This window comes from Streptomyces sp. MK37H, assembly GCF_018035285.1.
Lineage (GTDB): Bacteria > Actinomycetota > Actinomycetes > Streptomycetales > Streptomycetaceae > Streptomyces > Streptomyces endocoffeicus.
Window position 1 is genome coordinate 1 of record NZ_JAAAYH010000238.1, and the last position, 14,169, is coordinate 14,169.

At 67.9% G+C, this 14,169-nt stretch carries 14 protein-coding genes and 1 pseudogene; 9 read left to right on the forward strand and 6 right to left on the reverse strand.

The annotated features are described in order from the left end of the window. Both GWI24_RS28040 and GWI24_RS28045 read left to right on the forward strand, forming a co-directional pair. Window positions 1-261, forward strand: a pseudogene (locus GWI24_RS28040) (beta-galactosidase); the annotation flags it as partial. Between the two features lie 58 nt (window positions 262-319). Continuing rightward, complete coding sequence (locus GWI24_RS28045; RefSeq protein ID WP_210948687.1) at window positions 320-1,390, forward strand: LacI family DNA-binding transcriptional regulator; 1,071 nt, start codon at window positions 320-322, stop codon at window positions 1,388-1,390. A 135-nt stretch (window positions 1,391-1,525) separates the two neighbouring features. Here GWI24_RS28045 and GWI24_RS28050 read toward each other — a convergent pair whose 3' ends face one another. Next, window positions 1,526-1,684 (reverse strand): hypothetical protein, encoded by a 159-nt coding sequence (locus GWI24_RS28050; protein ID WP_167543243.1) that lies wholly within the window; start codon window positions 1,682-1,684, stop codon window positions 1,526-1,528. 153 nt (window positions 1,685-1,837) lie between these two features. Here GWI24_RS28050 and GWI24_RS28055 point away from each other — a divergent pair, with 153 nt between their 5' ends. After that, the gene (locus GWI24_RS28055) at window positions 1,838-2,686 is read left to right on the forward strand and encodes a helix-turn-helix transcriptional regulator (protein ID WP_210948688.1); all 849 of its coding nucleotides are present in this window, start codon (window positions 1,838-1,840) and stop codon (window positions 2,684-2,686) included. Then, window positions 2,665-2,877: a DUF397 domain-containing protein gene (locus tag GWI24_RS28060; RefSeq protein ID WP_210948689.1), complete on the forward strand. Its 213-nt coding sequence runs from the start codon at window positions 2,665-2,667 to the stop codon at window positions 2,875-2,877. The genes GWI24_RS28055 and GWI24_RS28060 overlap by 22 nt, the downstream gene beginning before the upstream one ends. On the opposite strand, the gene GWI24_RS28065 is transcribed toward GWI24_RS28060, so the two are convergent. Both GWI24_RS28065 and GWI24_RS28070 read right to left on the reverse strand, forming a co-directional pair. Next, entirely contained in the window at window positions 2,859-3,623 is a 765-nt protein-coding gene (locus tag GWI24_RS28065) for a sulfite exporter TauE/SafE family protein (RefSeq protein ID WP_210948690.1), read from the reverse strand. The two genes, GWI24_RS28060 and GWI24_RS28065, sit on opposite strands and share 19 nt — an antisense overlap. A gap of 228 nt (window positions 3,624-3,851) precedes the next feature. Next, window positions 3,852-4,433 carry a Uma2 family endonuclease gene (locus GWI24_RS28070; protein WP_210948691.1) on the reverse strand — a complete coding sequence of 194 codons (582 nt, stop codon included), beginning with the start codon at window positions 4,431-4,433 and terminating at the stop codon, window positions 3,852-3,854. A gap of 270 nt (window positions 4,434-4,703) precedes the next feature. Here GWI24_RS28070 and GWI24_RS28075 point away from each other — a divergent pair, with 270 nt between their 5' ends. The 5 genes from GWI24_RS28075 (at window position 4,704) to GWI24_RS28095 (ending at window position 9,463) form a co-directional block, all read left to right on the forward strand. Further along, entirely contained in the window at window positions 4,704-4,973 is a 270-nt protein-coding gene (locus GWI24_RS28075; protein ID WP_210948692.1) for a hypothetical protein, read from the forward strand. Then, complete coding sequence (locus GWI24_RS28080) at window positions 4,966-5,595, forward strand: DUF6879 family protein (RefSeq protein ID WP_210948693.1); 630 nt, start codon at window positions 4,966-4,968, stop codon at window positions 5,593-5,595. Before GWI24_RS28075 ends, GWI24_RS28080 begins: the two co-directional genes overlap by 8 nt. A 204-nt stretch (window positions 5,596-5,799) precedes the next feature. Further along, on the forward strand, window positions 5,800-8,007 hold the full coding sequence (locus GWI24_RS28085; protein WP_308344096.1) for a tetratricopeptide repeat protein: 2,208 nt from the start codon (window positions 5,800-5,802) through the stop codon (window positions 8,005-8,007). A 131-nt stretch (window positions 8,008-8,138) separates the two neighbouring features. Then, entirely contained in the window at window positions 8,139-9,005 is an 867-nt protein-coding gene (locus GWI24_RS28090; RefSeq protein WP_210948694.1) for a helix-turn-helix domain-containing protein, read from the forward strand. Between the two features lie 5 nt (window positions 9,006-9,010). Next, complete coding sequence (locus GWI24_RS28095) at window positions 9,011-9,463, forward strand: VOC family protein (RefSeq protein ID WP_210948695.1); 453 nt, start codon at window positions 9,011-9,013, stop codon at window positions 9,461-9,463. Window positions 9,464-9,476: 13 nt separating this feature from the next. Here the strand turns inward: GWI24_RS28095 and GWI24_RS28100 are convergent, their stop codons facing one another. The 3 genes from GWI24_RS28100 to GWI24_RS28110 form a co-directional block, all read right to left on the reverse strand. Then, window positions 9,477-10,805, reverse strand: a complete 1,329-nt coding sequence (locus GWI24_RS28100; RefSeq protein ID WP_210948696.1) for a type III PLP-dependent enzyme — start codon at window positions 10,803-10,805, stop codon at window positions 9,477-9,479. Further along, the gene (locus GWI24_RS28105) at window positions 10,802-12,550 is read right to left on the reverse strand and encodes an IucA/IucC family siderophore biosynthesis protein (protein ID WP_210948697.1); all 1,749 of its coding nucleotides are present in this window, start codon (window positions 12,548-12,550) and stop codon (window positions 10,802-10,804) included. Before GWI24_RS28105 ends, GWI24_RS28100 begins: the two co-directional genes overlap by 4 nt. Window positions 12,551-12,641: 91 nt before the next feature. Then, window positions 12,642-14,169: IucA/IucC family protein (locus tag GWI24_RS28110; protein ID WP_210948698.1), on the reverse strand; the 1,528-nt coding region annotated here is incomplete at its 5' end.

Consider the following 14,169-nt stretch of genomic DNA (forward strand, 5'->3'; position numbering starts at 1 on the left):
TTCCACCGTGGCACCTTTACGGTGGACACCCCCGCCGACGCGTTCCTCGCCCTGCCCGGCTGGACGAAGGGCGTGGCCTGGATCAACGGCTTCAACCTCGGCCGCTACTGGTCGCGCGGTCCGCAGCGCCGCCTCTACGTGCCCGCGCCGGTGCTGCGGCCGGGGACGAACGAGCTGGTCCTGCTGGAGCTGCACGCGGCGACGACGCGCACGGTCCGGCTGACGGACGAGCCGGACCTGGGCTGGACGGACGAGGGCTGACACGCACGAGGGCTGACACGCACGACGGCTGAAACGCACGAGGGGAGACACAACGGACATGGGCGAGCCGGAGGAGGAAGCGGGCGGACCCCAGCGCGTCCGGCGGCGCCGGACGACAGCGGGCGGCGGGGCGGTGATGGCCGACGTCGCCCGCCGCGCCGGGGTCTCCGGCCAGACCGTCTCCCGCGTCCTCAACGACCACCCCCGGGTCCGCCCCGAGACCCGCGAACGCGTCCGCGCCGCCATGCGCGAACTGGGCTACCGCCCCACCGCCAGCGCCCGCACCCTGGCCAGCGGCCGCAGCCGGACGCTCGGTGTGATCTCCTTCGACGCGGCCCGCTTCGGCCCGGCCGCCACGCTGGCGGGCATCAACGAGGCCGCGCAGGAGGCGGGTTACCTGGTCAGCACGATCGCGCTCACGGCCGCCGACCAGGCGGCGGTGCGGGGCGCGGTCGACCGGCTGCTCGGCCAGGGTGCGGACGGCATCATCGCGATCGCCCCGCAGCGCTCGGTGGGCGAGGCCCTGGTCGAGGCCGACCACGGCAGGCCCATGGTCACCCTGGACAAGAGCTTCGGCGCCCGCTTCCCCGTCGTCGCGGGCGACTCCGCGTCCGGCGCCCGCCAGGCCACGGAACATCTGCTGCGCCTCGGCCACCGCACGGTCCGCCATATCGCGGGCCCGGTCGGCTGGATCGCCGCCGAGGCCCGGGTGGACGGCTGGCGGGCCGCCCTCAGGGAAGCGGGCGCGGAGGCCCACGAGCCCCTTTTCGGTGACTGGAGCGCGGACTCGGGCCACGACCTGGGCCGCCGCATCGCCCACGACCCGGATGCCACGGCGGTGTTCGTCTCCAACGACCAGATGGCGGTGGGCGTCCTCCGCGCCCTCCACGAGGCGGGCCGCCGGGTCCCCGAGGACGTCAGCGTGATCGGCTACGACGACATCCCCGAGGCGGCTCATCTGCTCCCGCCGCTCACCACGGTCCGTACGGACTTCGCGGAAATCGGCCGCCGCTGCCTGAGCCTGATGCTCGACCAACTGGAGCGCACCCCCGAGCCGGGGGTGCGCGTGACCATCCCCACGGAGCTGGTCATACGCGAGAGCTGTGGTCCCGTCCCGGAGCTTCGATAACCCTTGGGCATCGCCAACGGTCCGCCCGTGCGTCGTCGATCGCGGCCGGTACGTCCGATGTAGTCAGGCTTGCGGTGGCCTCGGTTTCGGCCCGGGCTGCGACCTCGGCAAGCGTGGGCTCGGCAGCCGCTGGAGTCATAGGTCCGCGCGGTCGCGGTGGCGCGGGCAGCGGCAGGGCGGGAACTGGCTGGACCGCAGGGGTTCGAGCTTGTCCTTGACCACGACGACCACCCTGCCGAGCTCCTGCGTGACGACCGCGCCGTCCGGCGAGACCCGGTAGACGCGCATCGTCATCCGTGGAGCGGTGGATTCGGTGTGTGAGAACACGTTGACCTGTCTTTCCGGTCGGCCAATTACGTTGAGTGCACATACCGTTGCGTTCCGGCGCGTAGGCTGGAAAGAGACGACACGTCCCAGCCAAGATCGCGGGACAAGAGGGGATGCACGATGCCGTTCCAACCACGCGAACTGTTTCCCGACCGCTCCGCCCGCGACCTCTTCGGCGCGGAGATCCGCCGCCACCGAGAGAAGGCGGACATGTCGTTACGGCGGCTGTCCGAGGTGCTGAACTACAGCAAATCGCACCTGGCCCGTATCGAGGCGGCCGAGTCCCTGCCGTACGACGACCTTCCGGCCAAGTTGGACGCGTGCTTTGGGACGGACGGGATGTTCGCGCGCATCTATGCGCTGGCGAAGAACGAGCCGTTCAAGTCCAAGTACCGGCAACGCATGGAGGTTGAGAAGCGCGCGGTGGCCATTGAGGAGTACGCCTGCGCCACGATCCCCGGTCTGCTCCAGACCCCCGAACACGCGAAGGCGTCTCTGCGAATCGGGAACCGATACGCTCCCGAGGCGGAGATCGACGCGATGACGAAGGCCAGGATCAACCGGCAAGCTCGGCTGCACGAAGTCCAGCCACCTGACTGTTGGTTCATCGTGGACGAGGCGGCGTTGTACCGCGCCGCCGGAGAGCCGGAGGTGATGCGCGACCAGTTGATGTCTCTGATCGAGCGCGGGACACAACCGCACGTGACCATCCAGATCCTGCCTTTCAATGCAGGTCAGCACCCGGTGGCGGGCGGCTCCCTGATGCTCTTCACGCTGCCGAACGAGCCATTGCTGGCCTACGAGGAAGGCAGCCGTTCCGGGACTTTCATCGAGGAGCGGGATCAGGTTGCCAAGCACCGGAGGAACTACGATCTGCTCAGGGCCATGGCCCTCTCGCCTCATGACTCCGAGGCGATGATCCGAGCCGTGATGAAGGACTGGTCCTCATGGGAACTGCCCCCAACCTGAGCACTGCCGTGTGGCGCAAGAGCAGCTACAGCAACAACGACGGCGGCGGTTGCGTAGAGATCGCCGACGGCTTCCCCGGCATCGTCCCCGTCCGCGACTCCAAGGACCCCGACGGCCCCACCCTCATATTCCCCAGCGGCTCGTGGAGCGCCTTCATAGCGAGCCTGAAGGGTCACCGCAGCAGCAACTGAAGTCCGCCCAGCACCGTAGCCGCGATGACCAGCCGCTCGAAGAGCCGCTGATTGATCCGATCCACGCACGCCTTACCGATGTACGCACCCGGCAGGACGAAGAGCGCCAGCAGCGCGTCCAGGAGCAGGGAGCGGCCGTCGATCAGGCCGAGGCTGACGCTGAAGGGCACCTTGGCGACGTTGACGATCAGGAAGAACCAGGCCGAGGTGCCCAAGAAGCCCAGCTTCCGGAAACCGGCGGAGAGCAGGTAGAGCGACATCACGGGACCGCCCGCGTTGGCCACCATCGTGGTGAAGCCACCGAGCACCCCGTACGAACCGGCCTTGAGCCGTGCGCCCGCCCCGTCGGCGGCCGGGACCTCCGGGGCCGCCGCCCGGGCGGCCGCACGCCGCCGCCACACAGTGACGCCCGCCATCAGGAGCAGGATCGCGCCGATGGACGTCCGCACCTCCGCGTCCCCGGCCCACAGCATGAACACCGTCCCCACCACGACCCCGACCGCGACGGCCGGGAACAGCCGCAGCAAGGTCCCCCAGTGCGCGTGCCGACGATAGGTGCCCACGGCAAGCACATCGCCGACGATCAGTAGGGGCAGCAGCACACCGGTCGACTCCCGGGCCGGAAGCACGGCCGCGAAGATCGCGAGGCTGACGGTATTGGCGCCGCTGACGGCGGTCTTCGAGAAGCCGACGAGTATGGATGCCGCCGCGAGCGCGGCGAACTCCCAGAGGGTAACGGTGTACATGCCACGGGATCATTCCAGGCCACCGAGGACCCGCCGCAGCCAGGGACCTATGGGGTGTCCGTCGGATCTTTCCCCTCCCCGCCCCTTCCCGAAGCATCGATATGCGGCTCCGCCGCGTGGCAGGGGCTTCGCCCCTGGACCCCGGGGTCTGGGGCGGAGCCCCAGTTTCGGGAAGGGGCGGGGAGGAGAACAGCGCGCCGCAGGCGTCAAGATCCGTCGGACACCCGCTCAGTGCACCCAACCCTGGAGCGGCTCGGTGTCGAGCGTGACGCCGACCGGCGCGGGCAACGTGAGCGGCTTGCCGAACGGCACGGTCTTGGTGCTCTCGTACCGGACCCCGTCGGGCTCGCTGAAGACTGTGACCTCACCGGCCTCCCGGTCGACCAGCAGATACACCGGGATGCCCGTCTCGGCGTAGGCCCGTGGCTTCTCCACCCGGTCCCTGCGGTCGGTGTCGGAGTCGTACGAGGTGACCTCCACGACCATCAGGACGGGATCGGCGTCGGCCCACTCCCCCTGGCCGACGAACGCGTCGCTGTGGGCGAGGGTCCCATCGGGGCGCGCATGGCCGTTGCGGTAGGTCTCAACCTTGAGGCCCTGGTCGTGCAGCCACAGGTCGGGATGGGCCTGAATGCAGATCCGCGCCAGCCACTGGATGATCCGCCCATGATCGCCATCGGGCCTCGGCGTAACCACGATCTTCCCATTGAGGAACTCAAACCGCGTCCCCTCCGCCACGCGGGCCGCCAGCCGCGCGCACGCCTCGAACTCCTCCGGCAGCATCTGCTCACGATCGTGAGCCACAGCCATGACGGGAACTCCTTCGGGCGTGATGCGCTCTCTCTGCACGAAACCTACCGCGCGCTTGACAATCAAACAGTGAGTAGGGTCATTGCGACTGTGGCTCCTTCCGCTGACAAGATTGATCGCCAACAGTGATCAGAAATCAGCACTCTTGTGCGATTATCAGGTTCAGAAGTAACTTCAAGCGTTCACACCGTCCGAATTGGGACCTTGCGATAGGGGATGCCGCTTTCTATGCTATGCACTTGGCGCTTGAGCCGATTGAGAGGCGATCACATGGCGCGCGCATGGGAAGCGGATGCATCCGTATCGTTTAGGCGACGGTTAGGCAAGTCCCCGCAGGAGCTCGGCGTCACCGAAGACAAAACAGGCTGCCCCGATATCTGGGAGCTCGGTAATGGCGATGTGGCCGTCATTGGTCGAGATCTCACCGAAGCCTACAAGTCACGCCTTCCGGCAGACGTATCAATTGCCCATGATGAGCGGCTGATCGTTATTCCCGGAAGTGTCCTTCGCGCAGCGAAGCCGGACATTACAGATGCTTAATATCAACCATCTCCGGATCGACATCGGCAAGGGGACTCGCCTCAGCACGGACGCCTACCAGCGCGACTTTCGACTCAATGATGAGAAAATCATTGGCCGAAACGGGTGGAAGCTCGAACGGAAGCAGCATTTCGAGGAGCCAGGGTCGCCGAGTTGGGAAGCCTTCCAGCGAGGAAACTGGAGTGAAGCACTACAACTTGCCCAAAAGAAGCGAGAGCTCTGGGCTAAAGTTGCCCAAGAGGACGCGAGACGAAAAAGTATATTCCACCGCGTTCGCGTGGTGGAAGAGCCCTTGACGCCATATATGCAATGGGAACTGCATGCCCTGAGGGTTCAAGGCGACAGCGGAATGCCAGTCCGCGTACTAAACGCCGAGGCAATAAAATCGTATGAGGGCTCTGAGCCATTGCCGGAGATCGTCACCCTGGGCGGAAAGGTCCTCTACCAGGTTCTTTACACGGAAGCTGGCATCTTGGATGGCGCGATCCGATTCACCGATCTCGATCTGGTGCGGAATTGGGAAATTCTGATCAACGAGTTCTACGAGAACAGCGAGGACGTTGTCTCGTATGTCGATCGCTATGTGGCGCACCTGCCAGCCCCTCAAATGAAGGGGGAGTAGAGAATCGAAGGGAATCACGACAGCCCTCAGACCGACGGGACGCATTCTGAAATCTCGGGATCATCACGAGATGTCGTTCAGGCCCGTCAGGTTAGTGGCGGCATCCACTTCCATGATCACGGCCAGGGCGACCATGGGGCGCACCGACCTGTACCACGCCAGCTGCCGGCCAACGTTCGTCACTTCGTTAACCGCTCAGAGGAGTTGCTGCGACTTAACCAAGCGCTTCCCAGGAACGGGGATCTTAATCGGCTTCCTGTTTTTATGATTGCTGGAACAGCTGGAGCAGGAAAGACGTCACTAGCACTGCATTGGGCACATAATATACAGGACCGGTTTCCCGACGGGAGTCTTTACGTCAACCTTCGCGGCTATGACCCAGGGGAGCCAGTCTCAGCGGACGAAGTACTTCGCCAATTTTTGATCGCGCTTGGAACTCCCCCTGCCGCGATTCCTTCTAGCCCTGAGTCCGCCGCCGCGCTCTACCGCTCATTGCTGGCCAGTCGCAGAATGTTACTCATATTGGATAATGCCGCTAGCACCGCTCAGGTGCGTCCGCTACTTCCCGGCAATGCTCGAAACATGACAATCGTTACGAGTCGCGGGCGGCTCGCGGGGCTTTCCATCCGCGATGGCGCGCATCGCTTGACTCTTAGCACCTTGGCCGAGTCGGCAGCTGTCACTCTGCTCCGTTCCGTTACTGATGGTTTTCGATCAGACGATGACGAGGAGCTCAGCGAACTCGCTCGCTTGTGTGCCCGCTTGCCGCTCGCCTTGAGAATCGCAGCTGAGCGGGCCTCTAGCCACCCATATATGGACCTACGTGAGTTAATGGAAGATCTGCGTGATGAGTCAGCGCTGTGGGATGCCTTGAGCGCAGGGGACGAGGAAGAAGCCGAGGCCGTGCGTGCCGTATTCGCTTGGTCATACCGAGCACTGCCACCCGAGGCTGCACGTATGTTTCGTTTGTTGGGGCTGCATCCAGGTCCTGGGATTAGCGTTGATACTGCAGCAGCACTGGCGGGACTCAGCGTCCGGCAAACACGGCAACTGCTGGACGTGCTTGTGGGCGCACACCTATTGGAACAGAAGGCGCCGAATCGATTCGAATTCCACGACCTTCTCCGCGCGTATGCTCGGAATCAGGTCTGCCAGGAAGATTCGGCCGAAGAGCGAGCGGAGGCGCTTCGCCGGATACTGGATTGGTACCTACATACTGCTGATGCAGCACAGAGCTGGCTTAGGCCAGATGAAGATCGTCTAGTGACTGATCAGCAACCTCCTGACGTGAGACCTCTCACCTTTGCGAGCTACGACCAGGCGGTTGACTGGGCAGAACTCGAACAAGTCAACTTCTTCCCGTCCGTCCAGGTCGCTGAGAAAGCTGGACTCGATGAGATTGCTGCGCTGTTATCGGCAATTCTATGGAACGCAAAGGCACCGTCATCCCTCACCGCTGATTGGCTACCCATCGGCAGGGTAGGCCTCGAAGCAGCCCGGCGCCTCGGCGATCGGCTCCTGGAAGCAAGATTGCACGAGAATTTTGGGTTTGCGCACACCAAGCTCAACCGGCTGACTGACAGCATCTCATGCCACGAGAAAGCGTTGAAGATTCGACAGGAATCGAATGACAGAGAGGGTGAGGCCACTTCGCTTAATGCCCTTGCACTCGTTCAGCTACGGAAAAGGCATTTATCGCTAGCCAAGGAAGGGCTGCAGCGGGCATCGATCATTTTCGGCGAACTGGGCGAGACTCACTGGCGAGCTATTTCCCTTGCCAACCTCGCCTTAGTAAATCACCAAGCTGGAAATCTTGTGGAGGCTGCTGAGCATCTTGGCGAAGCCCTCTCGATTCATCGCAGCCAAAAAGATAAACGGAGTATCGGCAATGCTCTCTGGATCTTGAGCTCGATCCATCTTGAATGTGGCGATCTCCAGGATTCTCTGAGCGCCAGCGAGGAGGCAGTGAAGATTGCCCTTGAGTTGCGTAGCCACGTACTTGAGGGCTGCTGGCTGATAGCTGCTGGTCACGCTCAGCGGGCACTGAATCAATACGGTGATGCCCTTACGTCGTTTCAGCGGTCTGCGACACTTCACCGGCGCCTGGGAGATCGGAGTCGTGAGGCACTCGCCTTGCAGGGAGCAGGAGATACCTATCTCCGTCTTGAGCGATATGATGAGGCTGCCAATTTCCACCGTCGGGCCGGGGCGGTTCACCGTGAGCTGGGCGACACTTGGAACGAAGCGTTAGCCCTCGAGGGCTTGGGTTCAGCTTTACTTAGCAAGGGCGTCGAGGCGGCATGTCGGCACTGGGTACAGGCCTTGGAACTCCTTAGGAATTATGACGATCCACGCGCTATCACAACGCGTGAACGGCTGCGGCTGCGACTGTCCGGAACAGGCAAATCGTGAATTACTTCGCGCATACCGGTCACTGAGGAGGAGCGCGCCACCGCTCAAGCAGAGCTGCGCGAGATCGACGCGGAGCATGACCGGCGCCTGCGGGCGGTCCCGCTGTCAGAGGGGCGCGTGATACTGGGCGCATGAGCAGCCAGGAGTTCGTGCGGGCCGGGCTCGGGCAGGGGCTCGGTGGGATGGTGGTGTCCGCCGTCGGGTACCGCTCCCAGGGGATACCGCCGACGTTGCACCGGGGGCTGCCGTCGCCCTATCTGACGCTGATCTTCTCCCTGGAGGGCCCCGTCGTCGGCGGTGTCACGCCCGAGCAGGCGCGGGGGCCCGATGCCGCGCGGACGGAGATCGTCGTGGGCGGCCTGCACCAGCGACCGGCGTATATCGTCCAGCCCGGGAGCGAGGCCGGGGTGCAGCTGGCCGTGCATCCGCTGGCGGCGCGCACGCTGCTGGGGCTTCCGGCCGGTGCGCTCACCTCGGACCTGGTCACCTCCGGGGCGGACGTGCTGGGGAAGCGGGCCGCCGACATTCGCGAGCGGCTGTGCGAGCACCAGTCGTGGGAGGACCGGTTCGCCACGCTCGGTGCGTATCTGCGGGAGCGCGCGGCCGAAGGTGAGGACGGGACGCCGGTGCGGAGCGAGGTCGGCGAAGCGTGGGCCTGGCTGGCCCGGCATCGGGGGGCCGGTACGCTGACGGGCCTGGCCGAGCATGTGTCGCTCAGCCGCCGCCGGCTGACCAGCGTGTTCCAGGCCGAGACGGGGCTGAGCCCCAAGCAGGCGGCCCGGCTGATGCGGTTCCAGCACGCCAGGAACACGGTGGTCCGGGCCGTGGCGGCGGGCCGGGCGCCGGACCTGGCCCGGGTCGCCGCCGACTGCGGCTACTTCGACCACTCCCACCTGGTGCGCGACTTCCGTCAGTACACCGGGGTGAGCCCGACCGCCTGGCTGGCCGAAGAGTGCCGGAATATCCAAGCCGGGGGCCATCTCTACGGCGAAGAGTAGAGCCCATGAACACCGCACCGAACCAGCAGCAGACGCAGCAGAACCAGCAGAAGCAATCGCGTGAACCCGCCATCTGGCCCACGCTCCAGGCCCATGACGCCGTCGCCCTGATCGACTTCCTGGTCGACACGGTCGGCTTCCTGCGCACGGCCGTCTACCAGGACGGCGACCGCGTCGCCCACGCCCAGCTCGACTGGCCCGAAGGCGGCGGCATCATGCTCGGCTCGTACGACCCGGAGACCAAGACCTGGTGCCTGGAGCCGGGCACCTTCGGGGCGTACGTCGTCACCGACCACGTCGACGCGCTGTACGAGCGCCTCACCGCGGCCGGTGTGCGGGTGCTCCGGCCGATCGAGGACCAGGAGTACGGCAGCCGGGAATTCGCCATCGCCGACCCGGAGGGCAACAAGTGGTCCTTCGGCACGTACCGGGGCGAGCCCCGGCCCGCAACCGACTGAGAGCGGTCCGCCCTCACTCCTCCAGGTAGTGGAAGCCCGGCCGGGGGTGCATCAGGAAGTCGTGGTGCGAGATGTTCCACGCGTACGCACCCGCCATCGCGAAGGCCACCCGGTCCCCCACCCGTAGCTCCGCGACCGGGATGCGGCTGGCCAGCACGTCCTTGGGGGTACAGAGCTGGCCGACCAGCGTGACCGGCTCGTCCCGTACGGTCGGGCGCGCCCACGGCCGGGTCCACACGGTGTCCGCGGGGAGCACCTGGAAGGGCTGGTCGTGCTGTTTGGTGGCGGGGGTACGGATGTGGTGGGTGCCGCCGCGCACCACCGCGAACGCCTCGCCCCCGCTGTGCTTGATGTCCAGCACCTCGGTGATGTACCAGCCGCAGTAGACGGTCAGCGCCCGGCCGGGCTCGATCCGGAGGGTGAGACCGGGGTGGCGCAGGGCGAGGTCCGCCATGCCCTGGCCGTAGGCGGCCCAGTCGAAGCGGCGGTCGGGATGGGCGTAGTCCACGCCCATCCCGCCGCCGACGTTCACCTCGGTGATCCCCAGGCCGTGGCGTTCGGACAGCTTCCGCGCCCAGTCGGCGATCGCGGCGGCCACGGCCACCTGGGCGGGGGCGTCGAGGCCGCTGGCGAGGTGGGCATGGATGCCGCGCAGCCGGAGGGGGCCGCCCGGGGAGAGCTGGGGGAGGCAGCGTTCCGCGGCCTCGGGGTCGAGCCCGAAGGGGCTGGGGCGGCCGCCCATGGCGAGCGCCGCGCCGCCCAGCGCCGCGCCGAGCACCCCCTGGCCGGGCAACTCCTGGCCGGGCAACTCCTGGCCGACCGGCCCCTGGCCGACCGACGCCGCGCCGTCCAGCCTCTCGCCGAGCACCCCCGCACCGTCCAACGCCTCGCCGTCCGCCCGCTCATCGTCAAGCGGGAGATTGACGCGCAGGAGGACGTCCACGGCGTCGAGCCCCGCGTCCTCCGCCGCCCCGGCCAGCATCCGCAGCTCCTGCTCGCTCTCCACATGGAACCGCTCCACGCCCAGCGTCAGCGCCCGCCGCAGCTCCCCCTCGGTCTTGCCCGGCCCGCCGAAGGCCAGCGGCGCCCCGGGCACGGCCGCGCGGACATGCTCCACCTCACCGCCGGAGGCGACCTCGTAGCCGGTGACGTGGGGCGCGAGGGTCTGGAGGACGGCGGGCGCCGGGTTGGCCTTCGCCGCGTAGTACAGCTCCAGGCCCGGCGGCAGCGCGTCCCGTACGGCCCGCGCGTGCGCGCGGAGCGCGGCCAGGTCGTAGACGTAGGCGGGAAGTTCGTCGCCGGTGAGCTCCGTGGCGAGGGTACGGACGGCGGAGGTGATCAACGGCTGCTCCCGGGGTGCATGACGTGGGCCGCCTCGGACAGCAGGGCGGAGGCGAGCGGACTGGCGATACGGACATAGCCCGCGTGGCGGTCGGCCCGACGGCCCCAGCGGGTGAGGAGGTTGGCCTTCGCGGGCAGCGGCACGCCCGCCACGAGGGCGCGCAGCGCGGGCGGGTGGTCATGGGCCGCCGAGCACTCGCACAGCACCCGGCGGACCGCCGACCACAGCGCGGGCTCCAGACGCGGACAGCGGTCAGCGAGGGCCGCCACCATCTCGGCGATGTGGTTGACCAGCAGGCAGTACACCACCCGGTCCCAGCCGCGCTCCCGCTCGTACGTCAGCGGGCGGGCCACCGCTTCGGGCAGCGCGGCGAGCGCGGCGGTGTGGTGCTCGGGCACCAGCTTGGTGCCCTCCAGATCGCGGAAGAGCACCTGGTGCGGGGTGCCGTCAGCGGGGTCGACGCCGAGGACGACGTTCTGGAGGTGGGGTTCGAGGACCACGCCGTGGTCGAAGTAGGCGGCCAGTACGGGCGGTACGAGCAGCTCCAGATACGCCTGCCACCAGGCGGAGAGCCGGTCGGGGTCGGCGTCGGGGAGGAGCCGGGAGATCTGGGCGCCGCTGGTCGGGTACTCATCGGCGACGGCCGCCGCGAGCAGCGCGGTCAGACCGGGCCGCAGCCGGGCGGCCAGCCCTTCGCGGACGATCACCCCGAAGCCCTCGATCAGCTGCCGATCGGCTCCGCTGTCGCCGCCGAGGTCCAGCGTCCGGTACGCGGGTTCGCGCAGCAGCTCACAGCCGGGGAAGCGGGTGGCGAGATCGGTGGCGACCGGCTCCAGCAGCCGGGTCAGGGCGACGGCACCGGACAGCTCGTAGTCGGCGTTCTTGCGCAGACAGTTGGTGATCCGCACGTTCAGGCTGAACTTGAGGAAGTCCCGGCCGTCGTAGAGCGTGCGGACCGACGCGGTGGGCGCGAACTCCGCGCCGCCCGGCCCGAGGTCCAGCACCTCGCCCCGGGCGATGGCCGCCCGCAGCAGCCGGTGCTGGCGCAGCATCGCGTACTGCCAGGGGTGCGCGGGCAGCAGCCGGTAGCCCTCGGGGACGGCGCCCTGCCGGTCCAGCGCGGCGAGCGCCCCGGGCCGTGCGGACTCCTCACGCACGTACTCCTGGCGTACGGCGAGTTGGTGCAGCGGGAAGCGCGCCCCGGCCTCGGGGGCGAACCGCGACCAGGAGTCGGCGCTGCCGGTGCGGGCCTTGGGGGTGGGGTGGAAGCGGTGGCCGAAGAGGAGGGACTGCTCGGAGGCGAGGTAGAGGTCCTGGGCGCTGTCGGCGCTGTCGGCGCTGTCACTCACGGTGCTCCGGTCCTCCAGGGCCTCCAGGGCGGCCGTCATCCCCGCGTGGCTGGAGGCGACTTGGCCCAGGAACTCGTCGTTGTGCACCCCCGTGCGCAGCTGGAGCTCCCGGTGGATCCGCTCGGCCAGCCCGCGCCAGGACACCTCGGCCCATGTGCCGTCGCGCTCCTCGCTGACCGGCCCGGTGAAGCGGTGCGCCCCGATGAGGGAGGTGCGCCGCAGCCCGACGCGCAGCAGCACCCCGCAGCGCGGCAGCCTCAGCCGCAGCCATCCATCGGCCACGACGGTCTGGTGCTCCGGTCCCGACACCTCACGGAGCAGACAGTTGAGGAGGGTGTGGGCGGTGGCGTGATCGGCGGAGGCCACGGTCGCGGCGGGCGAGGAGGTCATGGGCATGGGGCGGCTCCAGCGGGTGCGGAGGAGACAGGTACGGAGGGAAGTGCGGGGTTCGGGGGTCCGGGGAAGGCGGGCCGATCGGGCGCGGCGGTCATCTGCCGCTTCCCCGCAGCAGATAGTTGGGCCCGGTGACGTAGTGCTTGTTGATATCCGCGGCGCCCGAGCGCTCCTTGGTGAACAAGGTGCCGGCGGTGACCATCGCCTTGACCGGCAGCCGGTCCGCGTCCAGCACCCGTCTGCGCAGCAGCGCGGCGGCCGCGCCGGGCCGGGTGACGGCGAGCCGGTCGACGGCGTCGGTGAGCCGGTCGCGCAGCCGCCGCAGCAGGGTGTCGAGCGGGGCCCGGCCGAGGCGGGCGAGCTCGAAGAGGGGGGCGGCGGCGCAGAGGTGGACGGTGATGGTGGTGAACACATCGGTCACCGGCCCGTCGCCGGACGTCAGGATCCTGCGGTCGTCGAAGCCGCACAGATCGGCGGCCGGTCCTCCGCCGATCATGGCGGCGAGGCGTATCGCGTGGACGCGGGGGCCGTCGTGGTCCTTGATGAGGAGCCGGAGCCGGGGCACCGCACCGCCGTTCTCGCTGCCGTCCTCAAAAACCAGCGACGTGTTCTGCTGATGGGACTCCAGCGCGATGCCGTACGCGAAGAGGGTGGTGTGGAAGTCGAACAGCAGCGTGAGGTAGTCGTCGAGCAGGGCGAGGACGTCCCCGCCGTAGTGGCGTTCGGCGAGCCCGTCGATGACGAGCGTGCCATCCGGGGCGGGCGCGAGCAGCCCGGCCAGCGGCACGATGGTGGCGTTCTCCAGGCCGGGTGGGTAGCGGCGGACGAGCGTGGCGAGCAGTTCATGTCCGGCGTGGAGGTGAGTGGTCTCGTCGGCGAGCAGCACGGTGGCGCCGAACCTCGGCTCGCGCTCGATCACGGCCTCCACGAGCCGCTGCGCCACTTCGCCGTCGATCAGGGTGCCGGGTTTGACGGACCGCCGGTTGCGCTGCCCCAGGGTGGAGGTGGTGAGCGGCAGCTTGAGGTGGATGAGGGGATCGTCGGCGACGGCCACGGTCCGCATGGAGAGGGTGGGCCGTACGTCCAGCAGAGGGCGCTCTGCGAGCCGGGCGGCGTCTTGGAGCCCGGCCGCGCGGAGGGCGTTCTCCAGCGGGGGTCCGAGGGTGAGCGGATGCACGGGGAGCAGGAGTTGCCCATCGCTTGGCCCTGGCCCGAGGTCCCCGGGCGTAGGCCACCAGTCGGGCAGCCGCGCCGTATCCCCGTACACCGCCTCGTGGGGAAGAACGAGCCAGCGCAGCGGAAAGGTGGGATGGAACTCGGGTGCGTGCGCCCGTAATTGCTCCTCGCTGAAGACGGACCGGCCCCGGCTGGTCGGATAGACGGGATGGTCGCGGAAGGCGGCGAGCGTGTCATACGCGAGGGCCCCGGACATCCCGCCCCACCACTCCCCGTACCGCGCGCCCAACTCGGCGACGACGCGGGGCCGCACGCGGGTATGCAGCCGCATGGCGTCGAGCGCCTGCCGACATTCGCCCGCGAAGACGTCGTAGAGTGCCCGGTCGTCGTCGGGCACGGCCCCTCGCAGCCGCCCGAGGACGGCATCGAGCCCGGTCAGCACGGTG